This is a genomic window from Variovorax paradoxus (assembly GCF_009755665.1).
Lineage (GTDB): Bacteria > Pseudomonadota > Gammaproteobacteria > Burkholderiales > Burkholderiaceae_C > Variovorax > Variovorax paradoxus_G.
Genome location: NZ_CP046622.1, coordinates 395,784 through 422,638 on the forward strand (window position 1 = coordinate 395,784; position 26,855 = coordinate 422,638).

26 protein-coding genes are annotated in these 26,855 nt (G+C 66.7%); 10 read left to right on the forward strand and 16 right to left on the reverse strand.

Translation table 11 applies throughout. The features are described 5' to 3' along the window. Positions 1 to 12: 12 nt before the first annotated feature. The 7 genes from GOQ09_RS01885 to GOQ09_RS01915 form a co-directional block, all read right to left on the reverse strand. Positions 13 to 750, reverse strand: a complete 738-nt coding sequence (locus GOQ09_RS01885) for an SDR family oxidoreductase (RefSeq protein ID WP_157611621.1) — start codon at positions 748 to 750, stop codon at positions 13 to 15. A 337-nt stretch (positions 751 to 1,087) separates the two neighbouring features. Next, on the reverse strand, positions 1,088 to 2,614 hold the full coding sequence (locus GOQ09_RS01890) for an FGGY-family carbohydrate kinase (RefSeq protein ID WP_157611623.1): 1,527 nt from the start codon (positions 2,612 to 2,614) through the stop codon (positions 1,088 to 1,090). A gap of 14 nt (positions 2,615 to 2,628) precedes the next feature. After that, positions 2,629 to 3,759 (reverse strand): alcohol dehydrogenase catalytic domain-containing protein, encoded by a 1,131-nt coding sequence (locus tag GOQ09_RS01895; protein WP_157611625.1) that lies wholly within the window; start codon positions 3,757 to 3,759, stop codon positions 2,629 to 2,631. Positions 3,760 to 3,915: 156 nt separating this feature from the next. Continuing rightward, positions 3,916 to 4,896: an ABC transporter permease gene (locus GOQ09_RS01900; RefSeq protein WP_157611627.1), complete on the reverse strand. Its 981-nt coding sequence runs from the start codon at positions 4,894 to 4,896 to the stop codon at positions 3,916 to 3,918. Then, entirely contained in the window at positions 4,893 to 6,413 is a 1,521-nt protein-coding gene (locus GOQ09_RS01905; protein ID WP_242630961.1) for a sugar ABC transporter ATP-binding protein, read from the reverse strand. The genes GOQ09_RS01900 and GOQ09_RS01905 overlap by 4 nt, the downstream gene beginning before the upstream one ends. Before the next feature lie 12 nt (positions 6,414 to 6,425). Continuing rightward, on the reverse strand, positions 6,426 to 7,346 hold the full coding sequence (locus tag GOQ09_RS01910) for an ABC transporter substrate-binding protein (RefSeq protein WP_157611628.1): 921 nt from the start codon (positions 7,344 to 7,346) through the stop codon (positions 6,426 to 6,428). Positions 7,347 to 7,460: 114 nt separating this feature from the next. Continuing rightward, on the reverse strand, positions 7,461 to 8,351 hold the full coding sequence (locus GOQ09_RS01915; protein ID WP_157611629.1) for a helix-turn-helix domain-containing protein: 891 nt from the start codon (positions 8,349 to 8,351) through the stop codon (positions 7,461 to 7,463). Between the two features lie 295 nt (positions 8,352 to 8,646). On the opposite strand from GOQ09_RS01915, the gene GOQ09_RS01920 reads away from it, so the two are divergent. Beyond that, positions 8,647 to 9,894, forward strand: coding sequence for a CaiB/BaiF CoA transferase family protein (locus tag GOQ09_RS01920; RefSeq protein ID WP_157611630.1), 1,248 nt, complete (start codon positions 8,647 to 8,649; stop codon positions 9,892 to 9,894). 9 nt (positions 9,895 to 9,903) lie between these two features. Here GOQ09_RS01920 and GOQ09_RS01925 read toward each other — a convergent pair whose 3' ends face one another. The 6 genes from GOQ09_RS01925 to GOQ09_RS01950 form a co-directional block, all read right to left on the reverse strand. Beyond that, the gene (locus GOQ09_RS01925; RefSeq protein ID WP_157611631.1) at positions 9,904 to 10,161 is read right to left on the reverse strand and encodes an acyl-CoA-binding protein; all 258 of its coding nucleotides are present in this window, start codon (positions 10,159 to 10,161) and stop codon (positions 9,904 to 9,906) included. 74 nt (positions 10,162 to 10,235) lie between these two features. Next, complete coding sequence (locus GOQ09_RS01930) at positions 10,236 to 11,078, reverse strand: hypothetical protein (protein WP_207309911.1); 843 nt, start codon at positions 11,076 to 11,078, stop codon at positions 10,236 to 10,238. Between the two features lie 6 nt (positions 11,079 to 11,084). Beyond that, the gene (locus GOQ09_RS01935) at positions 11,085 to 11,789 is read right to left on the reverse strand and encodes a TetR/AcrR family transcriptional regulator (protein ID WP_126747777.1); all 705 of its coding nucleotides are present in this window, start codon (positions 11,787 to 11,789) and stop codon (positions 11,085 to 11,087) included. A gap of 145 nt (positions 11,790 to 11,934) precedes the next feature. After that, complete coding sequence (locus tag GOQ09_RS01940) at positions 11,935 to 12,438, reverse strand: phasin family protein (RefSeq protein ID WP_157611632.1); 504 nt, start codon at positions 12,436 to 12,438, stop codon at positions 11,935 to 11,937. Between the two features lie 89 nt (positions 12,439 to 12,527). Then, positions 12,528 to 12,974: an acyl-CoA thioesterase gene (locus GOQ09_RS01945; RefSeq protein WP_157611633.1), complete on the reverse strand. Its 447-nt coding sequence runs from the start codon at positions 12,972 to 12,974 to the stop codon at positions 12,528 to 12,530. A gap of 93 nt (positions 12,975 to 13,067) precedes the next feature. Continuing rightward, positions 13,068 to 13,964, reverse strand: coding sequence for a LysR family transcriptional regulator (locus GOQ09_RS01950; RefSeq protein WP_157611634.1), 897 nt, complete (start codon positions 13,962 to 13,964; stop codon positions 13,068 to 13,070). A 148-nt stretch (positions 13,965 to 14,112) separates the two neighbouring features. On the opposite strand from GOQ09_RS01950, the gene gtdA reads away from it, so the two are divergent. From gtdA to GOQ09_RS01995, 9 genes are all read left to right on the forward strand, one after another. Beyond that, the gene (gene gtdA, locus GOQ09_RS01955; RefSeq protein ID WP_157611635.1) at positions 14,113 to 15,198 is read left to right on the forward strand and encodes a gentisate 1,2-dioxygenase; all 1,086 of its coding nucleotides are present in this window, start codon (positions 14,113 to 14,115) and stop codon (positions 15,196 to 15,198) included. Between the two features lie 72 nt (positions 15,199 to 15,270). Further along, positions 15,271 to 15,975: a fumarylacetoacetate hydrolase family protein gene (locus GOQ09_RS01960; protein WP_157611636.1), complete on the forward strand. Its 705-nt coding sequence runs from the start codon at positions 15,271 to 15,273 to the stop codon at positions 15,973 to 15,975. Positions 15,976 to 16,003: 28 nt separating this feature from the next. Further along, the gene (locus GOQ09_RS01965; protein ID WP_157611637.1) at positions 16,004 to 17,284 is read left to right on the forward strand and encodes a 3-hydroxybenzoate 6-monooxygenase; all 1,281 of its coding nucleotides are present in this window, start codon (positions 16,004 to 16,006) and stop codon (positions 17,282 to 17,284) included. 72 nt (positions 17,285 to 17,356) lie between these two features. Continuing rightward, a complete protein-coding gene (locus GOQ09_RS01970; protein WP_157611638.1) occupies positions 17,357 to 18,346 on the forward strand; it encodes a Bug family tripartite tricarboxylate transporter substrate binding protein in 990 nt (329 codons plus the stop codon). A 44-nt stretch (positions 18,347 to 18,390) separates the two neighbouring features. After that, a complete protein-coding gene (locus GOQ09_RS01975; RefSeq protein ID WP_157611639.1) occupies positions 18,391 to 19,368 on the forward strand; it encodes a Bug family tripartite tricarboxylate transporter substrate binding protein in 978 nt (325 codons plus the stop codon). Beyond that, a complete protein-coding gene (locus tag GOQ09_RS01980; RefSeq protein WP_157611640.1) occupies positions 19,368 to 20,729 on the forward strand; it encodes an FAD-dependent oxidoreductase in 1,362 nt (453 codons plus the stop codon). The genes GOQ09_RS01975 and GOQ09_RS01980 overlap by 1 nt, the downstream gene beginning before the upstream one ends. A 114-nt stretch (positions 20,730 to 20,843) precedes the next feature. Next, the gene (locus GOQ09_RS01985) at positions 20,844 to 21,722 is read left to right on the forward strand and encodes an acyl-CoA thioesterase (RefSeq protein WP_157611641.1); all 879 of its coding nucleotides are present in this window, start codon (positions 20,844 to 20,846) and stop codon (positions 21,720 to 21,722) included. A gap of 355 nt (positions 21,723 to 22,077) precedes the next feature. Continuing rightward, on the forward strand, positions 22,078 to 22,791 hold the full coding sequence (locus tag GOQ09_RS01990) for an SDR family oxidoreductase (protein ID WP_157611642.1): 714 nt from the start codon (positions 22,078 to 22,080) through the stop codon (positions 22,789 to 22,791). Between the two features lie 99 nt (positions 22,792 to 22,890). Next, positions 22,891 to 24,351 carry a SulP family inorganic anion transporter gene (locus GOQ09_RS01995; protein ID WP_157611643.1) on the forward strand — a complete coding sequence of 487 codons (1,461 nt, stop codon included), beginning with the start codon at positions 22,891 to 22,893 and terminating at the stop codon, positions 24,349 to 24,351. A gap of 54 nt (positions 24,352 to 24,405) precedes the next feature. On the opposite strand, the gene GOQ09_RS02000 is transcribed toward GOQ09_RS01995, so the two are convergent. From GOQ09_RS02000 to GOQ09_RS02010, 3 genes are read right to left on the reverse strand one after another with little or no spacing between them, the layout of a single operon-like run. After that, positions 24,406 to 25,125 carry an ABC transporter ATP-binding protein gene (locus GOQ09_RS02000; protein ID WP_157611644.1) on the reverse strand — a complete coding sequence of 240 codons (720 nt, stop codon included), beginning with the start codon at positions 25,123 to 25,125 and terminating at the stop codon, positions 24,406 to 24,408. Beyond that, the gene (locus GOQ09_RS02005) at positions 25,122 to 25,877 is read right to left on the reverse strand and encodes an ABC transporter ATP-binding protein (protein ID WP_157611645.1); all 756 of its coding nucleotides are present in this window, start codon (positions 25,875 to 25,877) and stop codon (positions 25,122 to 25,124) included. Before GOQ09_RS02005 ends, GOQ09_RS02000 begins: the two co-directional genes overlap by 4 nt. After that, a complete protein-coding gene (locus tag GOQ09_RS02010; RefSeq protein WP_157611646.1) occupies positions 25,874 to 26,854 on the reverse strand; it encodes a branched-chain amino acid ABC transporter permease in 981 nt (326 codons plus the stop codon). Before GOQ09_RS02010 ends, GOQ09_RS02005 begins: the two co-directional genes overlap by 4 nt. Position 26,855 lies beyond the last annotated feature (1 nt).

Consider the following 26,855-nt stretch of genomic DNA (forward strand, 5'->3'; position numbering starts at 1 on the left):
GCCGGGGCGGCTTCAGACGATGGTGTAGCCGCCGTCCACCGGCAGCGCCGCACCGCTGATCATCGATGCGCCGCCCGAGAGCAGAAACAAGATCGGCGCCACCACTTCGTCGACCTGCGCAAACCGCCCGAGCGGAATATTCCTGAGTGCAGCCGCGCTCTTTGCCGGATCGGCCCAGGCCTGTTCGGCCATGGGCGTGAGCGTGACGGTGGGGTTCACGCTGTTCACGCGAATGCCGTAGGGTCCGAATTCAAGGCACAGCGAACGCGTGATCGCATCCATGGCCGCCTTCGACGCGCAGTAGCAAAGATGCGCATCGAGCGCGACCAGCGAGGCTTGGCTCGACACGTTGACAATGCTGCCGCGCACGCCGGCCGAGACCATCGCCTTGCCGCAGCGCGAGGCCACCAGCGCCGCGGCGCGCGCGTTGACGGCCATCACGGCATCGAAGTTCTTGGGCTGGAAGTCGAACGCCGATTCGAGCAGTGCGATGCCGGCGCAGTTCACCACGAGGTCGAAGGCTGGCAAGTCTGCGAGCTCTCGTTCCAGTGCGGCCGCATCTTCGACGTCGATCACCAGTGGGGTGCAGCCGGCTTCCTTTTGCAGAGCGTCGAGTGCTGCGGCGTTGCGGCCCACGGCCGTTACCGATGCGCCCGATTGCACGAGCCGTACTGCTACTGCGCGGCCGATGCCGCTGCTGGCGCCGGTCACCAGGGCGCGTTTGGCGGAGAAGTCGAAGGAGGTTTTCATATCAGTTGTTTACTGTGTTGGCATGGCATGGCATGCGCTGGAATGCATTCTGGGCGCGTGCAAAGGCCACCGGGTACTCCCCTCCGCGAATGTCCCCCGCCTTCGGCTCCTCCTTTATTTCGCTGCGGGGAGCACCCGATGCCCTGTGCACCTGGACGCGCTGCTGGTGTACCGCTGATCAGCGACCGCTCTGTGCAACGCTCACGTCGATGGGGTGCCTTGCGCAGCGAAATAAAGGAGGAGGCCGCAGGCCGGGGGACATTCGCGGAGCAAGGTACCCCGTCGGCGGGTGCGCGCCCTGAATGACGGACAACGCAACAAACCGAAGAGCAAGACTTCACGTCAGCCTATGCATCGCATCACGCAATGCGGGATAAAGAGATTTGTAGATATCGAAGCGTTTGCGGTAGATCGCCTGCGCTTCAGGTTGTGGCTGCGCGCGTCCCACCAGCGTGACCCAGCCGCGCTCCGCCGCCGCCGCATTCACCAGGCCCGCACCAAGCGCCGCAAGCATTGCAGCGCCGAGGGCCGCTTCGACTTCTTCCTCGATGGTGAACACCGGGTAGCCCGTGATGTCCGCCACGATCTGCATCCACAGATCCGAATGCGCCGCACCGCCGACGACGATCAGGCGGTCGTCCAGCGGTTGTCCGCTTTGTCGTCCAGCCTCGATGTTGTGCTGCAGCGCGAAGCTCACGCCTTCGAGCACCGCGCGGTACAGGTGCGCGCGGCTGTGTGCGAGCGAAAGGCCGATGAACGCGCCCTTGGCTTGTGCATCCCAGATGGGGCTGCGCTCGCCCATCATGTAGGGCAGGAAGACCAAGCCTTCCGCACCGGGCGGCACGTCGACGGCCTTGCGTTCGATCAGCGCATGCGCGTCTTCCCCGGTGCGTGCGGCCTCGGCCAATTCGGCCTGGCAGAAGCTTTCGCGAAACCACGTGACCGCCGCGCCCGCGGTGATGGCGCCGCCGAACACATAGCTGCGGTCGGCGCCCCGGTACACGTGAGGCATGGTGATGAGCTTGTGGCGGGCATCGACCGTGGGGCTCACGAAGCCCCAGCACATGCTGGTGCCGATCATCGCAACGTGGTCGCCGCTGCCGGTGACACCGGCGCAAAAGGTGGCCACGGCCGCATCCACGCCGCCGGCCATGAGAGGCATGCCTTGGGCGAGACCCAGCTTGGCGGCCCATTCGGCGCTCAGCCCGCCGACCGCGTCGCTCGATTCGACCAGGCGCGTCGGCATCATGCGCGCCGGAATGCCGAGCATGCCGAGCGCTTCTTCAGACCAGCCGCGCTGCGCCGCGTCGTACACGCCGCCGATATTGCCGGCCGAGCTGTGGTCGACCGCGAGTTCGCCCGTCAGACGCCAGTTGACATAGCTGTTGGGCGGCAGGAAGTAGCGTGTTTTCGCCCAAACCTCAGGCAGGTGCTCGCGAATCCACAGCATCTTGGTGAAGCCGTAGTAGCTGTCGATGCCGTTGCCGGTAATCGCTTGCAGCCGCGCCACATCGACGGTTGCGTTCACCGCATCGACCTCTGCCGTGGCGCGCCGGTCCATCCAGATCAGGCACGGATGCAGCGGCCGCATCGCCTCGTCGACGGGGATGCCCGCGCCGCCATACAGGCTGCTCACGCACATCGCGGCAATATCGGTCGTTGCGATGCCGCTCTTCGCGACGCAGGCGCGCACGCTCTCACACACTGCGTCGAACCACACTTCGCAGTCTTGCTGCGCCCACAACGGCTTCGGCGTCTCGGGCTGGTAGGCCACGCTGCTTTGGGAAAGCACCTTGCCGTCGATTCCCACCAGCAGGCACTTGGTGCTCTGCGTGCCGATGTCGACGCCGATCACGTACTTCATGGCAACACCGTCTTTCAGGACCTGGGCTGCGGCTTGAGCAGCACCTTGATCGAATCGAGGGAGTTGGCCAGTGTGAAGGCGCGCTCCCACTCGGTCAACGGAAAGTCGTGCGTCACGATGCCCTTGGATGTGACGAGTCCGCGCGCCAGCAGGTCGATGGCGATCGGGTAGCAGTAGGGGCCCAGGTGCGCGCCGCGCACGTCGAGCTCCTTGCGGTCGCCGATGATCGACCAGTCGGCGCTCGTCTCCGAGCCGAACACGCTGAACTCGACGAAGCGGCCGAGCTTGCGGATCATGTCCAGACCCTGCGTCACGCCGATGGGCGCACCCGTGGTCTCGATGTAGACATCGCAGCCGTAGCCCTCGGTCATTCCCTTGACGATCGCATCGGCGTTCTCGGTCTTTGGGTTGATCGTCACGTCGGCGCCGAACTGCTTCGCGAGCGCGAGCCGTTCGGGCACAAGGTCGATCACGATCAGCTTCTTCGGCGTCTTGAGCGCCGCCGCCTGCACCATCATCAGCCCGAGCGGGCCGGCCCCCGCGATCACCACCACGTCGTCGAGCTGGATGTCGCCGCGGTTCACCGTGTGGATCGCGCACGAGAGCGGCTCGATGATGGCCGCGTCCTCCAGCGAAATGCCGTCGGGAATCTTGTGCACGCGCGAGGTCGGCGGCAGGCGCATGTAGTCGGCCATGCCGCCGTCGGCCACGATGCGCTGGAAGCCGAAGATGTTGTGCACTTCGCACATCCAGTATTTGCCCGATGTGCAGAAGCGGCACTTGTCGCAGGGCACGATCTGCTCGGCGATCACACGGTCGCCTTTCTCCACGCCAAAGTGCTCGGCTGCGCCTTCGCCGAGTGCTTCCACGTAGCCGAAGAATTCATGGCCGGGGACCACGGGTGCCTTGACCCATGAGGGCTGGCCGTCGCCGCCCCAGAACATCTTTGCGCCCGAATGGCATTTGCAGTCGGAGGCGCAGATGCCGCAGGCCGCGATGGAGATCAGCAGCTCGTTCGGGCCGATGGCGGGCACGTCGACGGTTTCGAGCCGGTAGTCCTTCGGGCCATGGCACACGACGGCCTGCATGGCGGCGAGCTTTCCGATGGCGCCCGATGCGCCGGGCTGGAGTTTTTGGTACGACATGGGTTCCTTGTGGTCGGAGGTTGTGTTGGGTTTGGTTTTTCTCCCTCCCCTTCCGGGGGAGGGCCGGGGTGGGGGCAAGCGGCGTTACTACCGGGCACGCCCAGCCTGCCCCTATCCCAGCCTTCCCCCAAAGGGGGAAGGAGCAAGGCAGGGAAGTCAGCGCTTGGCTTCTCGGCTGATGAAGATCGCAAGCAGCACGATCCCGCCCTTGATGATCAATTGCAGGTACGGCGACACGCCGATCATGTTGAGCCCGTTGTTCAGCACGCCCAGCAGCAGCGCACCCACGAGCGTGCCCACGATGGCGCCGCGCCCGCCGGCGATGGACGTGCCGCCCATCACCACCGCCGCGATGGCGTCGAGCTCGAAGCCCACGCCCACGCCCGGCTGCCCGCTCGTGACGCGCGCCGCCTGCACGATGCCGGCCACGGCTGCGGTAAAACCGCTCAGCGCATACACCAGCAGCTTGTAGCGAGACACGCGCACGCCCGAGAGCCGCGTCGCCTCCTCATTGCCGCCGATGGCATACACATAGCGGCCGAACGGCGCCATGTTGAGCAGCACATAGGCGACCAGGTAGGTGGCCAGCATGATGAGGATCGGCACCTTGATGCCCGCCAGCACGCCGCCACCGAGAAAGGCGAACGACTCGGGCAACCCGTCGATCGGGTAGCCGCCGGTGTAGATGAGCGCGATACCGCGTGCAATGCCCATGGTGGCCAGCGTCACGATGATCGGCGGCATGCGAAGGTAGGCCACGCAATAGCCGTTGAACAGGCCGATCACCACGCCCACGGCCAGCCCGAGCGGCACCGCAAGCATCGGCGGCAGACCGAACTGCACCATCATTCCCGAGGCCAGCGTGCCCGACAGCGCCACAACCGCGCCTACCGAAAGATCGATGCCGCCGGTGAGGATGGCGGCTGTCATGCCCACGGCGATGATTGCGTTGATCGACGATTGCAGCGCGATGTTCTGCAGGTTGCCCCACGACAGAAAGTTGTCGGTCGCAACGATCATGAAGACCGAGATCGCAACCAGGCCGACCAGCGGCAGAAAGGCCGTGGAGCGGCGCAGCTGCGTGAACAATCCGCTGTCGGGCGTGGGTGGTGTGGGGTGGATGGCGGTTGCATTCATTGCGAGCCCCCTGTCGTTGCGTGGCGCATGATGCCGCCGGAGTTGATGGAGTCGCCCTCGAGCGTGGCCACGATGGACCCGTTCGAAAACACGGCGACGCGGTCGCACATGCCCACGATCTCGGGCAGCTCGCTCGAAATCATGATGATGGCCTTGCCCTGCTGCGTGAGGTCGCGCATCAGGCTGTAGATCTCCGCCTTGGCGCCCACGTCGATGCCGCGCGTGGGCTCGTCGAAGATCAGCACCTCGCAACCGTGGTCGAGCCACCGCGCAATCACCACCTTCTGCTGGTTGCCGCCCGACAGCGTGGCCACGCGTGTCTCGATGCCTGGCGCCTTCACGCCCACGCGCCTGGAGAGTTCATCGGCCGACTGCTTCTCCGACTTCTGGCTCACGAGCCCGGCGCTCCTGTGCTTGCCGAGGTTGTTCATCGAAATGTTGAAGCGGATCGTGAAGTCGGTAATCAGCCCTTCGACCTTTCGGCTCTCGGGCAACAGGCCAATGCCGTTCTCCAACGCCTGCGTCGGGTCGTTCAGCCGCACCGGCTTTCCGTTGCGCAGCACTGTCTTGCGGTGCACGCGGTCGGCGCCCATCATTCCCAGCGCGAGTTCGGTGCGCCCCGAGCCCACGAGCCCCGCAAAGCCGAGGATCTCGCCCTCGTGCAAGTCGAAGCTGTTCACCGGCCCGCCCTTGGCAAGCTGGATCTCCGGCACTTCGAGCACCTTGCGCCCGCGCGGCGCGGGCACTGGCTTGGGCGGAAAGTTGTGCTCGATCTTGCGGCCGACCATCATTTCGACCAGCGCGTTCACATCGGTCGCGCCCACCTCTGCATGCCCGGCATTGGCGCCGTCGCGCAGCACGCTGATGCGGTCGCACACCTCGAAGATCTCATCCAGGTGATGCGAGATGAAGATCATTGCCACGCCCTTGGCGCGCAGCTCCCGCATGATCTTGAACAGGTGCCCGGCCTCGTTGGGCGTGAGCGTGGCGGTCGGCTCGTCGAGCACCAGCAGCCGCGCCTTAAGCGACAGCGCCTTGCCGATTTCGACAAACTGCTGCTGCGCCACCGAAAGCCGGCAGATCGGCACGTCGAGGTCGATCTGCACGCCCAGTTCCTCGAAGATCGCCTGCGCGGAGCGTTTCATGGCGGCCCTGTCGAGCAGCCCGAACCGGTTCTTCAGATAGCGGCCGAGAAAGATGTTCTCCACCGCGTTCAAGTACGGAATGAGGCTGAACTCCTGGAAGATGATGCCGACACCCGCCGCGATTGCGTCGCCGTAGCCCGCGAACTGCCGCTCGCGGCCGTCGATGAAGATGCGGCCCTCGTCGGCCTGGTAGATGCCGCCGAGGATCTTCATCAGCGTCGACTTGCCCGCGCCGTTCTCGCCGAGCAGCGCATGCACCTCGCCCTTGCGGATCGACAGGTCAATGCCCGACAGCGCCTTCACACCCGGAAAGCGCTTGGACACGCCTTCCAGCCGGAGCATCTCGGGGCTTTCTTCTGCGGGGGAGCTCATGGCCGGCGCGGGTTACCAGCTGAACGTCTTCGCGCCCTCGGCGTCGATCAGCTTCACATCGACCGGCACCGCGGCCGGCACGTTGGCGCCCCACTTCTTGGCCAGCGCAATGCCGATGGCCAGGCGAATCTGGTCGCGCGGGTATTGCGCGGTGGTGGCAATGAACTTCGAGTTGGGCTTCTGCATGGCCTTGATGGCTTCGGGCGCGCCGTCCACGCTCGCGAGCTTCACGTCCTTGCCGCTGGCATCGATGGCGGCCAGCGCACCCATCGAGCCGCCGTCGTTCACGCTGAAGATGCCTTTCAGGTCCTTGTTGGCCTGCAGGATGTTCTCGGTCACGGTGAGGGCGGTGGCGCGCTCCTGCTTGCCGTTCTGCGTGCTCACCACCTTGATGCCCGGGTACTTGGCGAGGGCCCCGCGGCAGCCCTTCACGCGCTCCAGGATCGGCACGACCGGGATGCCGTCGAGAATGGCCACGTCGCCTTTCTCGCCGATGTTCTTCGCCAGGTATTCGCAGGCCAAGCGGCCCGCATCGAGGTTCTTCGAGCCCACGAACGAATCGACCGGCCCCTGCGCATTGGCATCCACCGCCACCACGATCAGCCCCGCCTTCTTGGCCGAGCGCACCGCCGACTGCACGCCGGTGGAGTCGGTCGGGTTGAGCAGCAGGATGTCGATCTTCTTCTGGATCATGTCTTCCACGTCGCCGATCTGCTTGGACACGTCATGCCGCGCGTCGGTGGTGACCACGGTCGCGCCGATGCTGGCCGCGGCTTCCTCGAGCGCCTGCTTCATCGTCACGAAGTACGGATTGTTCAGTTCCTGGAAAGTCATGCCGATGCGCAGCGGCTGCTTGGGGGCTTGCGCCTGCGCGGCGGAGGCGCCGCAGACCAGCGCGGCAAGGATGGCGGTGGCTTTGAGAAGGTTCTTCATGATGGCTGTGTCTCCTGGTTTGTGATGGCTGTCGAAAAACTCGGGCAAAGGCGCCCCCACGCGGCGCTCGGAGCACCGCGCCGATGAGGACACGGGAACAGGGAAGAAAGCCGGCTACGGCGGATTTGCGGTACGCGAGGCCGCGGCCTGCATGCGATGGAAACTGCGGAACTTCGTCGGCGGCATGCGCTTGTGCAGCAGGAACTGGCGGTTGAAGTTCGACACGTTGTTGAACCCCACGTCCATGCAGACGTCGAGCACCGGTTTTTCGCTGCTGGTGAGCAGTTCGCATGCGCGGCTGATGCGCAGGCGATTCACATAGCGCACGAACGACTGGCCCGTGTGCTTGCGGAACGAGCGCGAGAAGGCGCTCGGGCTCTGGCCCACCAGCTCGGCCAGCATCGGTTCGCGCAGGTCGTCGCCCAGGTTGGCCGCAATGTGCGCCAGCACGTTGTTGATGGCGTGCGACATGAAGGCCTTGGGATCGGGCTTGAACGCCGGGCTCGCGAGCCTTTGGCGGTCGTTGCTGGCTTCCAGCAGTTCAAGCAGCGACAGCAGCAGGATCACGCGGCGCAGTCCGCGTGCTTCGAGCAGCGCCTCCATGATCGGCTTGGCCGTGACCGCTGTTTCCGCCGAAAAGAGAAGGCCCGAGCCGGCCTCGGCCAGCAGCGGGCCGATGCGGGCGAACTCCGGAAAAGTGCCCGCCATCCGGTCGACCAGCCCGGCCGGAAACTGGATCACGATGCCGCGCCGCTCGACGCTCTGGCCCGCGGGCACGTCGCTGATCCAGTTGTGCGGCAGGTCGGGGCCCATCAGCACCAGGTTGCCCGGCTCGAAGTGCCCGACGTGGTCGCCCACGAAGTACACGCCGCGCGTTTCCACGATCAGCTGGATTTCGTACTCGGGATGGAAATGCCAGCGCACCGTGCGATACGGATAGCCGTGCGCCCAGGCGGTGAACGATTCGTCTCCGCGGACTTCGACGATTTCCAGATCGGGTTGCATGGCGTTTTCTCGTCTCCTTGTTGTGGTTTGCAGCGTATGACAGTGGGCGGACTGTACGAATCGCCCCGGACCCCCACAACCAGAGTTAGAGGCCGAAACTGATACTTTTTTGACGTTCAGATGAGCTGCAACGCGCAGGCATTGCGGTGCAGCAAGCCGCTTTCTCCTCGGGGGAAAGCCCTTCTTGCAAGGCGATTGCTGCACTGCGGAAAAGCCGGGAGAGGCTGTGTCAAGAATTCATAGGTGTTTTCCCGCCCCATGAGCGCCGACTGGCGCCGCGGCACACTCTGGCGTCATGACCCACACCTCTTCTTCGCCCGCCAAGTCAGCAGCCGCCGGTCCCCTGGCCGGCCTCAAGGTCGTCGAGCTCGGGCAGCTCATCGCCGGGCCTTTCGCGGCACGCACGTTGGCCGATTTCGGCGCCGAGGTCATCAAGATCGAGCCGCCCGGCGCGGGCGATCCGCTGCGCACGTGGCGGTTGCTGAAAGACGGCACCTCGGTCTGGTGGCAGGTCCAGTCGCGCAACAAGCGCTCGCTGGCGCTCGACTTGCGTCAGGACGAAGCACAGGCCATCGTGCGGCAGCTTGCGGCCGAAGCCGACGTGCTGATCGAGAACTTTCGCCCCGGCGCAATGGAGGGCTGGGGCCTGGGGCCCGATGAGCTCCTGGCCGCGAACCCCGCGCTGGTGATGCTGCGCATCAGCGGCTACGGCCAGACCGGCCCCTACCGCGACCGCCCCGGCTTTGGCGTGGTGGCCGAGGCCATGGGCGGGCTGCGCCATCTCACGGGCGAGCCAGGTCGCGTGCCGGTGCGGGTGGGTGTTTCCATCGGCGACACGCTGGCTTCGCTGCACGGCGTGATCGGCGTGCTCATGGCCATGCAGCACCGCCACGCCACGGTGAGCGCCGAATATCCGAAGGGCAGGGGGCAAGTGGTGGACGTGGCGCTCTACGAGGCCGTTTTCAACTGCATGGAAAGCCTGCTGCCCGAGTACAGCGCGTTCGGTGCGGTGCGCGAGGCAGCCGGCAGCGCGCTGCCCGGCATTGCGCCCACCAATGCCTACCGCTGCGCCGACGGCGGCTATGCCATCGTGGCAGGCAACGGCGACAGTATCTTTCGGCGGTTGATGGAATGCATCGGCAGGCCCGACCTTGCCGCCGATCCGGCGCTGGCCGGCAACACCGGCAGGGTGGCGCAAGTGGAAATGCTCGATGCCGCCATCGGCGAATGGACCGCGCAACGAACGGTGGACGAAGTGCTTGCCGCGCTCGATGCCGCGCACGTGCCGGCCGGCCGCATCTACACCATTGCCGACATTGCGGCCGACCCGCACTATGCCGCGCGCGGCATGCTGCAACAGGTGCACATGGCGGACGGCAGCACGCTGGCCGTGCCGGGCTTCGTGCCCAAGCTGTCGCTCACGCCGGCCGGCCACCGGCACAACGCGCCTGCACTCGGCGCGGACACCGACGCGGTGCTGAAGGAGATCGGCCTTACCGCAGAGCAGATTGCCGCGCTGCACGAACGCGGGATCGTCGGCTGAAGGGGGAGGTCAGCCGCGCAGCGACTCGATCAGGTCGATGTACTTCTGCTTGGCCGCGTCCGCACTCAATCCCTTTTGCGCGGTCCACGCGTCCCACTTGGCGCGCGCGACGATGTCGCTGAAGCTCGGCTTCTTGGCGGTGTTGTCGCCCTCGGTGGCCTGCTTGAAGAGGCCGTAGATCTTGAGCAGCGTCGGGTTGTCGGGGCGCTCGGCCAGCAGCTTGGAGTTGGCTTGGGCGGCTTCGAATTGGGCGTTGAGGTCGGACATGCGTGGTCTGTTGAAAAGCGAAGAGTACGCATCTTAAGTGGCGCGGTACCTGCGGGTACCAGCCGCCGGCCGTCTCAGTCCGACAGCCCCGCCCGCGCCAGTTCCACGTCCAGCCGTTCCTTCGCATCCACCGGCTCCAGGGCCGCGGCCTTTTCGTACAGCTGCGTGGCTTCGCCCATGCGCGCGTCGCCGTGCAGCATGAGCAGCGCGCGGCCGTATTCCATCAGCGCGCTGGCCGAATGGGGGTTCAGCGCAAGGCCGCGCTTGAACAGCTCGACCGAAACGTCGGCCCGCACGCCGTAGGTCATGCGCCCGACCAGCGCGCCCACCTTGTCGATCACCTCGGCATGGAAGGCGGCCAGTGCAATGTGCGCGTCGGCATGGTCCGGCTGCAGCTCGATCACGCGTTCGAGCGCACCCTTGAGCTTGCTGCCCAGGCCCTGCGCCAGCGCGCGCGCCACGCTGATGCCCTGGCTGTAGCGGCCGAGGGCGTAGGCCTGCCAGTAGAGCGCCTGGCAGTTGTCGGGCTCGGCGGTGGCCTGTGCGCCGGCGCGTTCGATGACCTGCCGGAACATCGAAAGCCGCACCGATTCGCGGGGCTCGAGATAGTTGGCGTAAATGGCGGTGGCCTGATTGGCCAGCACCAGGCCCTCGGGTCCGTGCAGCAGGCCAAGCGCGGCGGCGCGCTCGAACTCCCCGCTGTGATACAGCGCCCAGCCGTCCGCCAGCGGATGCTCCTTCTCCGGCGGCGGCAAGGGGTGGCCGGCATGAAGGCGCAGCCACTGCGACAGCAACGTGTTCGCGTCGTAGCGCGGCACGTCGGCGTAGGGCAGCGGCGTCCAGGGTTCCGCCGGTGCCGCCGCGGCAACATGGCCGGCGGACATCAGCGAAAGCGGTTTGAAGTCTGGATGGGGCATGGTCATCTAGGCCGCCAGATCGATGGGCGCAACCGACGGCGCGTCGCTTGCCGGATCTTCGCCGCTGTAGGCGTTGCTGAGTGTCAGCAAATGCCTCCGCTGGTCTCGCCCGAGATAGGGCGCGAGCAGGTGGAGCGTGTGCTGGCCACCGCGCATCAGCGCGCCTTGCGCGTGCGCGGGTTCGAGCGCTTCGCGCGGGTTGCGCACGTATTCGTAGCTCAGCCAATAGGTCAGCACCACCACCATGCTTTGCGCCAGGGTATCGACCTCGTGGGCGTCGATGTCGAGATGCCCGGACCGGCTCAGCCCTGCAATCAGCACGCGGATGGCGCGCGCCTTGTTCTTCAGCACCAGCTGGAACTGCGTCTCCAGGTGCCGGTTCTTGCTGAGCAGGTCGTTCAGGTCGCGGTAGAGAAAGCGGTAGCGCCAGATCAACTCGAACAGGCTGTGCATGAAAAACCAGGCGTCTTCCACGTCGTGCACGCCCTCGCTGGCATGCAGGAGCTCATTGAGCTCGGCCTCGTAGCTCTCGTAGAGCTTGTTGATCAGCTCTTCCTTGGCGGGGTAGTGGTAGTAGAGATTGCCGGGACTGATATTGAGCTCGCCCGCCACCAGCGTGGTGGAGACGTTCGGCTCCCCGAAGCGGTTGAACAGCTCCAGTGCGGCTTCGAGAATGCGTTGCGCTGTGCGGCGTGGCGCCTTCTTGGCCATGTCAGTCCCCGTTTTGTCTCTTGTGGGGACACTCTAGCGTATGTACACAGCGCCTTGAACAACGCGGGGCAATGTTTTGCGGCAGCACGCGTTGTGCAGTGCCGCAAAAGAAGGGGTGGCTACCCCTCTCTGCCAGGCAGGCGGTCTAGCCGGCCTTGGTGCTGCGCCGCACGGTCTTCTTGGGAGCGGCAGCGGGCGCCGCACTGCGGCCTGCTGTCTTGCGGCTTGCCCGAGCGGGGGCGGCGGCCGGTTTTTTCTCGCTGCGCTGCAGCTCGGCTTCGAGCGCCGCCACGCGGGCCTGCAGCGCGGCATAGTCGGCGGCCGAAGGCAGGCCGAGCTTTTCGAGGGCGCGCGCCACGCGCTCTTCGAAGATGTTCTCGAGCTTGCCCCACTGGCCGGCAGCCTTGGTACCGAATTCGCTCGCAAAGCCGGCCATGCGCGTTTGCGCCTGCGCAAGTGTTTCCTCGGCGGCGGCCTGGGTTTTCTTCTGCATGCCGGCGCCGTCCTTCACCAGCGCCTCGAAAGCCTTGCTGCCCTCCTGCTGCATCTTGGCAAAGGCACCGAGCCCCGCCAGCCAGATCTGCTGGGCGGAATCCTTGATGCGGTCGGCACCTTTGTTGTTGCCGTTCTCGTCGTCCTGCGTAGCCATGCGGAATGTTCCTGTGAAAACAATCGGGCTACTCTAGCCGCAAGACGCCTCTGCCTTTAGAGCTTCACGTCTATGAGTGAAGCCTGAGGCTAGGCCTTCCCCGCCGCCCGGCTCGCGTCCAAGTGGGTCTTGGCCCGTTCGGCCAGCGCCATTTCGCCCGGGGTGCCCGGCACATACGCCTGCACCGGGAGCGGGCGGCCGTGCGAATCGACCGAGACGAAGACGATCAGGCATTCGGTGGTCTTGTCCATGGTGCCGCCCTTCATGTCGCCGCTGCGCACCTCGACCGAGATGTTCATGCTGGTGGAGCCGGTGTAGGCCAGCCGGGCCTCCACCTCGACCAGGTCGCCGATCATGATCGGGTGGTGAAAGCGGATGCTGCCGATGAACGCCGTCACGCAGTAGCGCTTGGCCCAGCTGGTGGCGCAGGCGTAGCCGGCTTCGTCGATCCACTTCATGACGGTGCCGCCATGAACCTTGCCGCCGAAGTTGACGGTGCTGGGCTCGGCCAGAAATCGAAGTGTGATGGAGGACATGCGCCGCCTTTTTGTGGGCTGTGTTGGTGGGAGCCCCGATTATGCGAGCGCCCGCCCCCGCAAATGCGCGCCGCCGGTCGGCGCCGCGCACGCTCAGCCCCCGCCGAACAGCTCTGCCAGGGTGCGCCGGAGCCATGCGTTGCCGGCGTCCGCATGGAACCGCTCGTGCCAGTGCTGCTTCACGGCATAGGCGGGCAGCTCGAAGGGCGGCTCCAGCAGCTTCACCGGCTCCTGCGTGGCGAGCACCTTTCCAAGGATGCTGGGCACGATCACGATGAGCTCGGTGTGCGCCACGATGCGCGCCACGCTCAGGAAGCTCGAAAGGCTGGTCACCACATTTCGCTTCAGCCCAAGCCGCGCGATGGTCTTGTCGACAATGGCGTGGCCGGTGCCTGAGGAGGCCACCACCGCGTGCGCCTCGGTCTCGAAGCGCTTGCGCGTGAGCCGGTCGCCGATGCGCGGATGGTTGCGCGCCGCCAGGCAGACGAAGTTCTGCATGAAGAGCGTCTGCTGGTAGAAGCCCGCATCGAGCTGCGGCATGAAGCCCACCGCCAGGTCGACCGCGCCGTCTTCCAGCCGCCTGCCGCTGTCGGTGGAAATGATTTCTGTCTCGATGCGCACCCCCGGGGCCGCATGCCGCAGGTGGTCGAGCAGGCCGGGCAGCAGCACCACCTCGCTGATGTCGGTCATGCAGATGCGAAAGCTGCGCGCTGCGGTGGCCGGGTCGAAGCTGGCGCGCCCGCCCTTGGCCCGGTTCAGGCGGTCGAGGATGTCCAGCACCAGCGGCTGGATCTGGCGCGCGTAGGGTGTGGGCTCCATGCCGCGCGAAGTGCGTACGAACAGCTTGTCGCCGAAATGCGTTCGCAGCCGCGCCAGCGCCGTGCTGGCCGCCGATTGGGAAATGCCCAGCCGCTCGGCCGCGCTCGACACGTTCGCCGTCTTGTAGACCTCGTCGAAAACCAGCAGCCATTCGAGATCGAGCTGGGCCATCAAGCATCTCCTCGGCGGCCAAATGAAGCCACCACTATCGAAAAACAGGATCGCAGCTATCGGCATGGCTGCATTGCGCCAATAGTAGTACCGGCGGAAGATAGCCGCTCCCCCGGAGACAAAAGGCCGCGCCAAGGGCCCAACCGCCATGAATCCATCAGCCCAGAAACCAGCCGCCCCGGCCCATGCCAACGCCGCCGAGCGGCGCGACTACTACGAGCGCATCCGCCCGCTGAACCTCACGCCGCTGTGGGAGTTGCTGCACGCCCTGGTGCCGCGCGAGCCCACCACCCCGTGCGTGCCGGCGCTCTGGCGCTACGACGAGATCCGCCCGCTGCTGATGGAATCGGCCGACCTCATCACCGCCGAAGAAGCGGTGCGCCGCGTGCTCGTGCTCGAAAACCCGGCGTTGCCCGGCAACTCGTCCATCACCCAATCGATCTACGCCGGCCTGCAGCTCATCATGCCGGGCGAGGTGGCGCCTTCGCACCGCCACGTGCAGTCGGCGCTGCGCTTCATCGTCGACGGCAAGGGCGCCTACACCACGGTAGGCGGCGAGCGCACCACCATGTACCCGGGCGACTTCATCATCACGCCGTCGTGGGCCTGGCACGACCACGGCAACGAGGGCGTCGGCGGTACCGTGGAACCGGTGGTCTGGCTCGACGGACTCGACATTCCGATGCTGCGCTTCTTCGACGCCGGCTTTGCAGAGAACGACGACGCCAAGGTGCAGCACGTGGCGCGCCCCGAGGGCAACAGCCTCGCGCGCTTCGGCCACAACATGGTGCCGGTGCGCCACGACCACGTGTCGCCCACCTCGCCGATCTTCAACTACCCCTACGCCCGCAGCCGCGAGGCGCTGGCCCTGCTGCAGAAGCAGGAAGCGCCCGATGCCTGGCTGGGCCACAAGCTGCGCTACGTCAACCCGCTGACCGGCGGCGCACCGATGCCCACCATCGGCACCCACCTGCAGCTGCTGCCCAAGGGCTTTGCAGGCAAAACGCACCGCGCCACCGACGGCGCCGTCTACAGCGTGGTCGAAGGCCGCGGCACGGCACACATCGCCGGCCAGCGCTTCGAATTCGGCCCGCGCGACACCTTCGTCGTTCCGTCGTGGGCGCCGCTGCGCCTTTCGGCAACGGGCGAAGACGTGGTGCTGTTCAGCTTCTCCGACCGTCCGGTGCAGCAGGCCATGGGCGTGCTGCGCGAAGCCTTTCTCGAAGACGCCTGAAAGCCGGCCTCACTTCTTCCTTCTCTTTTCTTTTGTCTCGACCACGTGCCGCCCCGCGCGGCAGGAGCCCTCATGTCCTTCCTCTTCACGCCTCCTTCCATCGTCGGCCTGCCCATCGTGGGTTCGGGCGACCTGTTTCCCGTGCGCCGCGTCTACTGCGTCGGCCGCAACTACGCGGCGCACGCACGCGAGATGGGCTTCGACCCCGACCGCGAGCCGCCGTTCTTCTTCTGCAAGCCCAATGACGACGCCTCGGTGGTGCCTGTGGCCGAAGGCGAAACCGGCGCCATTCCGTATCCGCCGCTCACCAGCAACTACCACTACGAAGCCGAACTCGTCGTGGCCATCGGCAAGGGCGGCAGGAACATCGCTGTGGAACAGGCGGCCGGCCACATCCACAGCTACGCCGTGGGCCTGGACATGACTCGCCGCGACCTGCAGATGAAGATGCGCGAAGCCGGCCGGCCGTGGGAGATCGGCAAGGCGTTCGACTTCTCGGCGCCCATTGCGCCGCTGCGCACGCTGGCCGACGTGGGCGAGATCAATGCCGGCGCCATCACGCTCGAAGTCGACGGCCAGGTGCGGCAGAACAGCGACATCACGCACCTGATCTGGTCGGTGAACGAAGTGATTGCCAATCTGTCGACGCTTTTCGCGCTGCAGCCTGGCGACCTGATCTTCACGGGCACGCCCGAAGGCGTGGGCGCGGTCAAGCCGGGCCAGACGATCAAGGTGAGCATCGACAAGCTCCCCTCGCTCACCGTGCGCATCGATTGACGGAACGCTGCGCAGAAGAGGCCTCGCAATGAGCACATCTCCCACGAAGAACCCGCCTCGCGTGCTGCTCGTCGGCGGTGGCATCGGCGGCATGGCGGCCGCGCTGGCGCTGGCGCGCCTTGGTGTTTCCATCGACCTGCTCGAGCAGAGCGCCACCATCGGCGAAATCGGCGCCGGCCTGCAGCTCGGCCCCAACGCTTTTGCAGCGCTCGACGCACTGGGCGTGGGCGAGGCGGTGCGCCGCAACTCGGTGTTCACCGACCGGCTGGTGATGATGGACGCCGTCGATTGCGGCGAAGTCGCATCGGTGCCCGTGGGCGAGGCCTTCCGCGCACGCTTCAAGAATCCGTATGCGGTGAGCCACCGCGCCGACCTGCACGGCGCCATCCATGAGGCGGTGAAGCAGCACCCGCTCATCCGCTTTCACACGTCGGCGCAGGTCGAGTCGATCGACATCGGCGGCGGCAAGGCGCGGGGCGTGGTTGCCGTCACGCGCGACGGCCGGCGCTTCACGGCCGACGCCATCGTGGGCTGCGACGGCGTGAAATCGGTGGTGCGCGCCCAGCTCGTCGGCGACGAGCCGCGCGTTTCGGGCCATGTGGTGTACCGCGCGGTGGTGCCGGTGGCCGACATGCCGGCCGACCTGCGCTGGAATGCGCCCGTGGTCTGGGCCGGGCCCAACTGCCATCTGGTGCACTATCCGCTGCGCCATGGCGAGCAATACAACCTGGTCGTCACCTTCCACAGCCGCGAGCAGGAAGAGTGGGGCGTTTCCGACGGCAGCAAGGAAGAAGTGCTGTCGTACTTCGAGGGCGTGCATGCGCGACCGCGCCAGCTGCTCGACCGGCCGACCTCGTGGCGCCGCTGGAGCACGGCCGACCGCGATCCGGTGGAGCGCTGGAGCGAGGGCCCGGCCACGCTGCTCGGCGACGCCGCGCATCCCATGATGCAGTACCTCGCGCAGGGCGCCTGCATGGCGATCGAAGACGCCGTCACGCTCGGCGCCGCGGTGCAGGCCTGCAATTTCGACATGCCCGCCGCCTTCAAGCTCTACGAGGCCGCGCGCATTCCGCGCACCGCGCGCGTGGTGCTGTCGGTGCGCGAAATGGGGCGCCTGTATCACGCCAAGGGCGTGGAGCGGCTGGTGCGCAACAGCCTTTGGGTAGGCCGCACGCCCGAACGCTTCTACGATGCGGTCGAATGGCTCTATGCCTGGCGGCCCGAGCATTGCCTGGACGATGCGCCGGAGCGGCTGCGACCACTCGCGGCGGCGGGTGCCGACGCCGCGGCCGTGCTTTCCCCGCACTGACCGGCACCGACGACCAACCATTTTTTTTCCCGTCATCACTATTCGAGGCCGCAGGCCCAGGAGACAACAACCATGAACTTCTCTTCACGCGCATTGCTGGCAGGCGTGCTTGCCGCGGCCACCGCCGTCCTCGGCACCAACGCCTTGGCGCAGGCCAGCGACTATCCGAGCAAGCCGGTGACGCTGGTCACGCCCTTTGCCGCCGGCAGCGGGCCCGACGCGGTGCTGCGCCTGGTTTCGGACAAGCTCTCGCGCCTGTGGAACCAGCGCGTGGTGGTCGACAACCGGCCGGGCGGCGGCGGCTTCATCGCCATCGACCAGGCACGCCGCGCCGCGCCCGATGGCTACACGCTGCTGCAGCTCGACAGCGAGCACGTGGCCGCGCTGCCGCACCTGTACAAGTCGCGCAACTTCGTCACCCTGCAGCATTTCGACCCGGTGGCCTCGCTGTTCCGCACGCCGTTTTTCGTCGCGGTTTCCAGCGAATCGAAGCTGAAGAACATGGGCGACCTGATCGCCGAAGCCAAAGCCAACCCCGAGGCGATGGTCTATGGATCGTGGGGCGTGGGTAGCCCGGGCCACCTGGGTGCGCAGCAGCTCGAGGCGCTCACGGGCATTCGCATGCGGCATGCACCGTATCGCGAGGTGTCGCAGCTGTATTCGAACGTGGGCACCGGCGAAGTGCCGTGGGCCTTCGCGAGCATTCCGTCGAGCCAGGGCATCTACAAGGCTGGCAAGCTGCGCTACATCGCCGTGGCGGCGCCCAAGCGCATTCCCCAGATGCCCGACGTGCCCACCATGGCGGAGGCGGGCGGGCCGGCGTCGCTCGAGGTCAACTCTTTTGTCTCGCTGCTCGCGCCCAAGGGCGTGCCGGCGGCGGTCAAGGCGAAAATCAACGCCGACGTGGCCAAGGTGATTGCCGACCCCGAGATCCGCGCCCGCTTCGACACCTTCGCCTTCGAGCCGTTGGCTTGGTCGCCAGAAGAAATCGAGCGCAACGCCGAGGCCAAGTCCAAGGTGTACGGCGACCTGGTCCGCCGGGGCAACATCAGCCTTGAGTAGCTGTCATCATTACGTTTTTTCACATTTCCCTTTTTTCACCTTCCATGCAAGCAACCAAGAGAGCCCTCCTGATCGCCTGCGGCCTGGCTGCCGCCGCCGCGCTGCCGCTGGCGGCCCATGCACAGAACAACGCCTGGCCGACCAAGCCGATTCGCCTGCTCGTGGGTTTTCCGGGCGGCTCCACACCCGACATCGCCGCCCGCACCATCGCCGAGCCGCTGGCCAAGGCGCTCGGCCAGCCCGTGGTGGTGGACAACAAGCCCGGCGCCTCGGGCAACATCGCGGCCGACATCGTGGCCAAGGCCAATGACGACCACACCCTCGGCATCGTCATCAACGGCAACCTCACCTCGTCGAAGATGCTGTACCCACGGCTGCCCTACGACCCGGCAAAAGACTTCACCTACCTGTCGCTGATTGCCACCGCGCCCCTGGTTCTGGTGGCGCAGAACAGCCTGCCTTCGGGCACCGCCTTCTTCGATGCGGCCCGCAAGGGCGGCGACAAGTGGAACTACGGCTCGGTAGGCGTCGGCTCGGTCGGCCACCTGGGCATGGAACTGCTCAAGAGCCGCGTGCCCGGCTTCAACGCCGAACACGTGCCTTACCAGGGCAACCCGCAGGTCGTGACCGCCATGCTGGGCGGCCAGGTGCAGATGGCCCTCATTCCCCCGGGCGTGGCCATGCCGCAGGTGCGCGCCGGCAAGCTCAAGGCCGTCGGCCTCACCGGCGGCCGCAGCACGCTGGTGCCCGAGCTCCCGCCGCTGGCCGATGCCGGCGTGCGCGACTTTTCACTCGAGGTGTGGGTGGCGCTGCTCGGCCCCGCCAACCTCTCCAAGACCGCGCAGGCCCGCCTCAGCCGAGAAGTCGAAACCATCATGAAGCAGCCCGAAGTGCGCCAGAAGCTCTTCGAGCAGGGCTGGCAGGCAGTCGGCACCTCGCCGGACGGCATGCGCCTGCGCGTGAAGGAAGAGGCCGCGATCATGACCAAGATCATTTCGGCCCGCGGCATCAAGATCCAGTGATGACAACAGCCAGGCAGAACACCCTGACCGAACCGGCACGCGAACTGCCGGTCTTCGGCGAGTACGACGTGGTGGTGGTCGGCGGCGGCCCCGCCGGCATTGCGGCGGCCGTGAGCGCGGCGCGCCACGGTGCCAATACGCTGCTGGTGGAGCGCTACGGCTTTCTGGGAGGCATGGGCACCGCGGGCGGCGTGACCAACTTCGCGGGCCTGTACGGCAAGCGCAACGGCGAAATGACGCTGCTGGTGCGCGGCGTGGTCGACGACCTGCTCGCGCGCATCGACGCGCTGGGCGGCCTCAACAAGCCGCAGGACGGCATGCAAGGCCGCATCCGCGTGCGCTCCTACGACACCTCTGCCTACAAGATCGCGGCCGACCAGTTGCTGGCGGACGCCGGCGTGAACCTGCTGTTCCACGCGTGGGCGGCCGCGGTGGTGCGCGACGGCGACCGCATCGCGGCGCTCGTGGTCGAAACCAAGTCCGGCAGGCAGGCCATTCGCGCCAATGCATTCATCGACGCGAGCGGCGACGCCGACGTGGCCGCCTTTGCGGGCGTGCCCTTCGAAGTGGGCGACGGCCACGGCAGCGGCCTGTTCCCCACCACGATGTTCCGCGTCGGCCAGGTCGATGCCGAGCCGGCCCTTGCGGCCGTCGGCGAGTTCAAGGCCATCAACGACCTGATGGCCGCGGTGCAGCAGCAGAAGCCCGGCAAGTACAAGTTTCCGCGCGAAGGCGCGATCCTTCGGCCCAACATCGACCCGCGCGAATGGCGCGCCAACGTCACGCAGATCCGCAATGCGGCCGGCCGCGCGATGAACGGCGTGGACGCTCGCGAACTCACCGAAGGCGAGCTCGAAGGCCGGCGCCAGATTGCCGAGTACTTCAAGTTCATGAAGGCCGAGGTGCCGGGCTTCGCAAAGTCGGCCATCGTCGAGATCGCGCCGCAGGTCGGCATCCGCGAAACGCGCCGCATCGAAGGCCTCTATGCGCTCACCGGCGAGGACATCCTCTCGTCGGCCAGGTTCGACGACAACATCGGCATCAATGCCTGGCCGATGGAAATGCACGCCGACGGCCGCATCGAATGGGCCTTTCCGCGCGACGAGAGCCGCACCTACAACCAGCTGCCCTGGCGCATGCTGGTGCCTCGCACTGTGGACAACCTGCTGGTGGCCGGCCGTTGCGCCGCCATGACGCACGAGGGCCAGTCGGCCGCGCGCGCGAGCGGCGGCTGCTTTGTGATGGGGCAGGCCGCGGGAACGGCGGCGGCTTCGCTGGGCAGCGGCGCCCGGTTTGCCGACGTTGATGTGCCGGCGTTGCAAGAGAAGCTCGCGGCCGACGGCGTCGACCTCGACCGCTGAGCCTGCAGGCCGGGGCCGGGCCGGTGCTGACCGGCCCGCGACAGCCCGCGGGCCCGGCCTTTGCTATGGTTGCGGGTTGATTCTTTTTGCTGACGCCTGCAGCCCTTTCTTCCGATGACCACCGATCCCGCCACCGCCTCCCGCCTTGTCGACGAACTCGTCGCGCTCATGCAACTCGAGCCGCTGGGGGGCGACAAATTCCTGGCCCAGAGCGAAGACATCGGCACGCCCGCGGTTTTCGGCGGCCAGGTGCTCGGCCAGTCGCTGGCGGCTGCAAGCCTCACCGTCGGCGCCGACCGGCCGGTGCACTCGATGCACGCCTACTTTCTGCTGCCCGGCGAGCACGCGCCTATCGAATACAGCGTAGACCGCGTGCGCGACGGCCGCAGCTTCACCACGCGGCACGTGGTGGCGCGACAGCAGGAACGCATCATCTTCGAGATGTCCGCGTCATTCCAGACGGTGGACGAGGGCGTCGAACACCAGTTCGAGATGCCAACGGTGCAAGGCCCCGAAGGCCTGGTGAGCGAACTCGACCAGCGCATCGCGCTCGGCGACCGCCTGCCCGAGCGCTGGCGCATCAAGGGACTGGAGCCGCACGGCATCGAATACCGCCGCGTGGAGGCCGACGACCTGCTGACGCCGGAGGTGCGCCCGTCTGAAAGCGCGATCTGGATGCGTGCCATTGCGCCGCTGCCCGACAACCCGGTGGTGCACCGCGCGCTGCTCGCCTATGCCTCCGACCACGGCCTGCTGCGTGCCGCCATGCTGCCGCACGGCCTGAGCTTCATGAGCGGCCAGGTGCGCCCCGCAAGCCTCGACCACGCCATGTGGTTCCACCGCGATTTCCGCATGGACGACTGGCTGCTGTACGTACTCGACTCACCAAGCGCAAGCGGCGCGCGCGGCTTATGCCGTGGCAGCCTGTATTCGCGTGACGGGCGGCTCGTGGCTTCTACGGCGCAAGAGGGGATGCTGCGGGTCAAGCGCTGAGGCGGTGTTGTGTGCTGCTGTTCGGGGCGGCGCACACGCCGACGGGGTACCTTACTCCGCGAATGTCCCCCGGCCTGCGGCCTCCTCCTTTATTTCGCTGCGCAAGGCACCCCGCCAGCGGGTGCGTTATACGGGGCGGTCGTTGATCGGCGGTACACCACGAGCGTGCCCCAGTGCACAGGGCATCGGGTGCTCCCCGCAGCGAAATAAAGGAGGAGGGGCGCAGCCCCGGGGGACATTCGCGGAGGGGAGTACCCGGTGGCCTTTGCACGCGCCCTGAACAAGAGTCCCAGCCCGTGCAAACGCCCCGAATCCTTGGCTAAATGCAGCCTTCGCACGAACCAAGGAACCTTGCATGTCTCCCGAAGCCCCCCAAAAAGTAGCAATCGTCACCGCCGGCGGCAGCGGCATGGGCGCCGCCGCAGCACGCAGACTTGCGGACGACGGCTTTCGCGTAGCCATCCTCTCGTCATCGGGAAAGGGCGAAGCGCTCGCTGCCGAACTTGGTGGCATTGGCGTGACCGGCTCCAACCAGTCGAACGACGACCTGAAGCGATTGGTCGACAAGGTCACTGAAGAATGGGGCCGCGTCGACGTGCTGGTCAACAGCGCGGGCCACGGTCCACGGGCACCCATTCTCGACATTACCGATGAAGACTGGCACCGCGGAATGGATGTCTACCTGCTGAGCGCCGTGCGCCCGAGCCGCCTTGTGGCACCCCTCATGGTCAAGCAGGGCGGCGGGACCATCATCAACATCTCGACCTTCGCCGCCTTCGAGCCCGACCCTGTGTTTCCGACCTCGGGCGTGTTCCGCGCCGGCCTCGCGGCGTTTACCAAGCTCTTTGCCGACAAGTACGCCGCACAGAACGTGCGCATGAACAATGTGCTGCCAGGCTTCATCGACAGCTTGCCCGAGAAGCCCGAGTTCCGCTCGCGCATTCCGATGGGCCGCTACGGCAAGAGCAGCGAGATTGCGGCCGTCATCGGCTTTCTCGCCTCGGAAGGCGCCGGCTACATCACCGGCCAGAACCTGCGCGTGGACGGCGGCATCACCCGCTCGGTGTGAGCGCCCTGGGGGCACCCAAGGCGCTACCTACAATCGAGAGCATCTGCCCGTGAGGCGTGGCGCGGCCTTTCTTGTCGCCGCGCGCGGGCCTCTCCATCCATGTCTTCTCCACACAGCCGCTTGCGAGCCGAATGGTTTCCGAGCATTCCGCGCGAACTGATGGCCGGCGCCGTCGCCACCTTCGCCCTCATTCCCGAAGTCATCGCCTTCTCTTTCGTGGCCGGTGTCGATCCGGCCGTCGGGCTCTTTGCTTCGTTCATCATCAGCATCGTCATTGCCTTTACCGGAGGCCGGCCGGCCATGGTTTCGGCCGCGGCGGGGTCGGTGGCGCTCGTGGCCGCACCGCTGGTGCATGCCCACGGCCTGCCGTACCTGCTGGCAGCCGGCGTGCTGGCGGGGGTCATGCAGATCGTGTTCGGCCTGCTGCGCCTCGGCGTGCTGATGCGCTTCGTTTCCACGTCGGTGCGCACGGGCTTCGTCAATGCGCTGGCCATTCTGATCTTTGCGGCGCAAATGCCGCACTTCATCGGCGCCAACACGGCCACCTGGGCCATGGTGGGGCTGGGGCTTGCCATCATCTACCTGCTGCCGCGCATCACCACGGCCGTGCCTTCGCCGCTGGTGTGCATCGTGGTGGTCACGCTCGTGGGCCATTGGCTGGGCCTGCCGCTCAAGACCGTGGCGGACCTTGGCCAGTTGCCCGACGCGCTGCCCGCCTTTGCGTTGCTGTCGGTGCCCATGTCGCTCGATACGCTGCGCATCATCGCGCTGCCGGCTTTTGCCATTGCGATGGTCGGCCTGCTCGAATCGATGATGACCGCCAGCGTGGTGGACGACCTGACCGACACGCCGAGCTCCAAGAACCGCGAATGCAGCGGCCTGGGCATTGCCAATGTCGCGGCCAGCTTCTTCGGCGGCATCGCAGGCTGCGGAATGATCGGCCAGACCGTGAGCAACGTGCGCTACGGCGGGCGCGGCCGGTTGTCCACGCTGTTCGCGGGCGTCTTCCTGCTCATACTCATGGTGCTGCTCAAGCCCTGGGTGTCGCAGGTGCCGGTGGCGGCGCTGGTCGCCATCATGGTCATGGTGTCGGCTTCCACCTTCGACTGGGGTTCTCTGCGCACGCTGGTGCGCCACCCGCGCATGTCCAGTGCCGTGATGCTCGCGACGGTGGCCGTCACGGTCGCCACCGACAACCTGGCTGCAGGCGTGGCCACCGGCGTGATGCTCAGCGGCGTGTTCTTCACGTTCAAGGTCGCGCGTCTGCTGCACGTGCATGCGGAAGCCGCCGATGAAAGCGGCGTGCGCGTCTATCGCGTGAGCGGCCAGGTGTTCTTCGCCTCGGCCGACATGCTGGTCGATGCCTTCGACGTGCGCGAGATCGACGGCGCACCCGTGCACATCGATGTGTCGCAAGCGCACTTCTGGGACGTGACCGCGGTGGCGGCGCTCAACAAGGTGGTCGAGCGGCTGCGCAAGCACAGCAGCGTGGTAAACGTCGCCGGGCTCAACCAGGCCAGCCGAGACCTTATCCTGAGGCTCGACGCGGCGCCCGAGTAGGCCGCTGACGCGGCACGTGGCGCCGGCCGGGTGCGCCGCACCGAACGAGCCGAGCTACACGCCCAGGTAGCGCGTCCAGAGCGAACGGTCGGCATCGAGCGCGGCCGAGTCGCCCTGCCACACCACGCGTCCGCGCTCCAGGATCACATGGCGGTCGGCCAGTGGCAGCAGGCGCTGCACGTACTTGTCCACCACCAGAATCGCTTCGCCTTCGGCCTTGAGCGTGGCGATGCAGTGCCAGATCTCCTCGCGGATCACCGGCGCCAGGCCCTCGGTGGCCTCGTCGAGTATCAACAGGCGCGGATGCGTGGAGAGCGCGCGGGCAATTGCCAGCATCTGCTGCTCGCCGCCCGAAAGCTGGTTGCCCGCGTTGGCCTTGCGCTCCGCGAGCCGCGGAAACAGGGCGTACAGCGCATCGACCGTCCAGCGCGGTGCGCTGCCCGGCCGGGGGCGTGCGAAGGCGCGCAGGTGCTCGTCGACGCTGAGGTTCGGAAACACATGCCGCCCCTCGGGCACGATGGCGACGCCGCGCCGCGCGATCGCATCCGGCTTGTGGCCGCCGATGGCATCGCCGCCGAAATGCACGCTGCCGCGAATCGGCGCGAGCGTGCCCGTCAGCACCTTCAGCAGCGTGCTCTTGCCCATGCCGTTGCGGCCGAGCAGCGCGAGCACTTCGCCCGCGCCGATCTTCAGGTCGATGCCGAACAGCACCTGGCTGGCGCCGTAGCCGGCCTCGACGGATTTCGCGTCGAGCAATGTGGTGGCGGCGTTCATGCGTGTCCCTCTGCTTCCGTACCGAGGTACACCGCCTGCACGTCCGGGTGTCCGCGCACTTCGTCGGCGGTGCCGCTCATCAGCACGCGGCCCTGCACGAGCACCGTGAGCCGGTCGGCCAGGCGGAACACCGCGTCCATGTCGTGCTCGATCAACAGGATGGCCATCGACTCGCGCAGCGATTCGATCAGCTCCACCATGCGCGCCGATTCGTCAGGCCCCATGCCCGCCATCGGTTCGTCGAGCAGCAGCAGCTTGGGCTCGGCCGCAAGCGCCAGCGCCACGTCGAGCGCCCGCTGGGCACCGTGCGGCAAGGTGCCCGCAATGCGATGGCGTTCGGCGCCCAGGCCGACGCGTTCGGCCAGCGCCACGGCACGCTCCACCAGGGCGCTCTCGTTCGCACGCGGTGCCATGAAGCGCAGGCTGCTGCCCGCATGGGCCTGCGCCGCGAGCATGAGGTTGTCGTGCACAGTTTCCTTGGCAAACACGCGCGTGACCTGAAAGCAGCGCGACATCCCTGCCGCCACGCGCTGATGGTCCTTGAAGCCGGTGATGTCCTTCTCGTCCAGCAGGATGCGCCCGGCATCGGCCTTGAGCAGCCCGGTGATCAGGTTCACCAGCGTGGTCTTGCCCGCGCCGTTCGGCCCGATGAGCGCATGCACTTCGCCGCGCTCCACGGTCAGATTCACATGGTCGGTTGCGAGCAAGCCGCCAAAGCGCTTGACCAACCCTTCGATTCTGAAAAGGCTCATGCTTTACTCCCTCGCCCCTCTGGGGAGAGGGCCGGGGTGAGGGGCAAGCGGCGCTTGTAGAGTGCAGCAAGCCCTTTGGGTGCCCACAACGCAACAGCAATCAACAGCAACCCGAGCGGCATGTGCCAGTGCTCCGTGTGCTGCTTCAAGAATTCTTCAAGCAGCAGCCACACGATGGCGCCCACAGGCCCGCCCCAGCTGCGCCCCAACCCGCCGATCACCACCATCACGAGCAGCGTGGCCGATTGCGTCCAATGCATCGTCGCCGGGCTCACGAACCCATTGCCGCCCGCGAGCAGTGCGCCCGCCAGTCCCGCAATGGCGCCGGCAATCGTGAAGGCCACGAGCTGCAGACGGAACACCGGGTAGCCCAGCGCACGCATCCGCGTCTCGTTGTCGCGAATGCCCATGAGCGCATGGCCGAAGCGCGACTGCGTTGCGCGCTGCAGCCACCAGAGCGCAAGCGCCACGACGACCAGCACCACCCAATAGAAGTTCGACTCGTTGCCCAGGTCGATTCCGGGCAGCAGCGTGGGCCGGCTCATGAGCGTGTAGCCGTCGTCGCCGCCATAGCGCCGCAGCGACACCACCACGAAGTACAGCATCTGCGCAAAGGCCAGCGTCGTCATGATGAAGTACACGCCGCGCGTGCGCAGCGCCACCGTGCCGATGAGCGCCGCAACCCCGCCGGCGACCAGCGCGGCCAGCGGCCACATCACCCAGGCCGACATCACGCCCGCATCGCTGAGCGCCACCACCGTGTACGCGCCCATGCCGATGAAGCCCGCATGCCCGAGCGCCACCATGCCGCCGAAACCGAGGATGAAATTGAGGCTCGCGGCCGCCAGTGCCACCACGAGCACGCGCCGCACGAAGCCGATGTAGAAGTCGAGCCCGAGCAGCGGCGCGACCAGCGGAAACGCCGCGAGCAGCACGAAGAGCAGCCCGAGTCCGATATAGCGTGAGGAAGACTTCATG

Excerpts from the sequence above, each read along its gene's own strand:
- GOQ09_RS01885 (WP_157611621.1), bottom strand. The coding sequence starts at position 750 with ATGAAAACCTCCTTCGACTTCTCCGCCAAACGCGCCCTGGTGACCGGC.
- GOQ09_RS01890 (WP_157611623.1), bottom strand. The coding sequence starts at position 2,614 with ATGAAGTACGTGATCGGCGTCGACATCGGCACGCAGAGCACCAAGTGC.
- GOQ09_RS01895 (WP_157611625.1), bottom strand. The coding sequence starts at position 3,759 with ATGTCGTACCAAAAACTCCAGCCCGGCGCATCGGGCGCCATCGGAAAG.
- GOQ09_RS01900 (WP_157611627.1), bottom strand. The coding sequence starts at position 4,896 with ATGAATGCAACCGCCATCCACCCCACACCACCCACGCCCGACAGCGGA.
- GOQ09_RS01905 (WP_242630961.1), bottom strand. The coding sequence starts at position 6,413 with ATGAGCTCCCCCGCAGAAGAAAGCCCCGAGATGCTCCGGCTGGAAGGC.
- GOQ09_RS01910 (WP_157611628.1), bottom strand. The coding sequence starts at position 7,346 with ATGAAGAACCTTCTCAAAGCCACCGCCATCCTTGCCGCGCTGGTCTGC.
- GOQ09_RS01915 (WP_157611629.1), bottom strand. The coding sequence starts at position 8,351 with ATGCAACCCGATCTGGAAATCGTCGAAGTCCGCGGAGACGAATCGTTC.
- GOQ09_RS01920 (WP_157611630.1), top strand. The coding sequence starts at position 8,647 with ATGACCCACACCTCTTCTTCGCCCGCCAAGTCAGCAGCCGCCGGTCCC.
- GOQ09_RS01925 (WP_157611631.1), bottom strand. The coding sequence starts at position 10,161 with ATGTCCGACCTCAACGCCCAATTCGAAGCCGCCCAAGCCAACTCCAAG.
- GOQ09_RS01930 (WP_207309911.1), bottom strand. The coding sequence starts at position 11,078 with ATGCCCCATCCAGACTTCAAACCGCTTTCGCTGATGTCCGCCGGCCAT.
- GOQ09_RS01935 (WP_126747777.1), bottom strand. The coding sequence starts at position 11,789 with ATGGCCAAGAAGGCGCCACGCCGCACAGCGCAACGCATTCTCGAAGCC.
- GOQ09_RS01940 (WP_157611632.1), bottom strand. The coding sequence starts at position 12,438 with ATGGCTACGCAGGACGACGAGAACGGCAACAACAAAGGTGCCGACCGC.
- GOQ09_RS01945 (WP_157611633.1), bottom strand. The coding sequence starts at position 12,974 with ATGTCCTCCATCACACTTCGATTTCTGGCCGAGCCCAGCACCGTCAAC.
- GOQ09_RS01950 (WP_157611634.1), bottom strand. The coding sequence starts at position 13,964 with ATGGCCCAGCTCGATCTCGAATGGCTGCTGGTTTTCGACGAGGTCTAC.
- gtdA (WP_157611635.1), top strand. The coding sequence starts at position 14,113 with ATGAATCCATCAGCCCAGAAACCAGCCGCCCCGGCCCATGCCAACGCC.
- GOQ09_RS01960 (WP_157611636.1), top strand. The coding sequence starts at position 15,271 with ATGTCCTTCCTCTTCACGCCTCCTTCCATCGTCGGCCTGCCCATCGTG.
- GOQ09_RS01965 (WP_157611637.1), top strand. The coding sequence starts at position 16,004 with ATGAGCACATCTCCCACGAAGAACCCGCCTCGCGTGCTGCTCGTCGGC.
- GOQ09_RS01970 (WP_157611638.1), top strand. The coding sequence starts at position 17,357 with ATGAACTTCTCTTCACGCGCATTGCTGGCAGGCGTGCTTGCCGCGGCC.
- GOQ09_RS01975 (WP_157611639.1), top strand. The coding sequence starts at position 18,391 with ATGCAAGCAACCAAGAGAGCCCTCCTGATCGCCTGCGGCCTGGCTGCC.
- GOQ09_RS01980 (WP_157611640.1), top strand. The coding sequence starts at position 19,368 with ATGACAACAGCCAGGCAGAACACCCTGACCGAACCGGCACGCGAACTG.
- GOQ09_RS01985 (WP_157611641.1), top strand. The coding sequence starts at position 20,844 with ATGACCACCGATCCCGCCACCGCCTCCCGCCTTGTCGACGAACTCGTC.
- GOQ09_RS01990 (WP_157611642.1), top strand. The coding sequence starts at position 22,078 with ATGTCTCCCGAAGCCCCCCAAAAAGTAGCAATCGTCACCGCCGGCGGC.
- GOQ09_RS01995 (WP_157611643.1), top strand. The coding sequence starts at position 22,891 with ATGTCTTCTCCACACAGCCGCTTGCGAGCCGAATGGTTTCCGAGCATT.
- GOQ09_RS02000 (WP_157611644.1), bottom strand. The coding sequence starts at position 25,125 with ATGAACGCCGCCACCACATTGCTCGACGCGAAATCCGTCGAGGCCGGC.
- GOQ09_RS02005 (WP_157611645.1), bottom strand. The coding sequence starts at position 25,877 with ATGAGCCTTTTCAGAATCGAAGGGTTGGTCAAGCGCTTTGGCGGCTTG.
- GOQ09_RS02010 (WP_157611646.1), bottom strand. The coding sequence starts at position 26,854 with ATGAAGTCTTCCTCACGCTATATCGGACTCGGGCTGCTCTTCGTGCTG.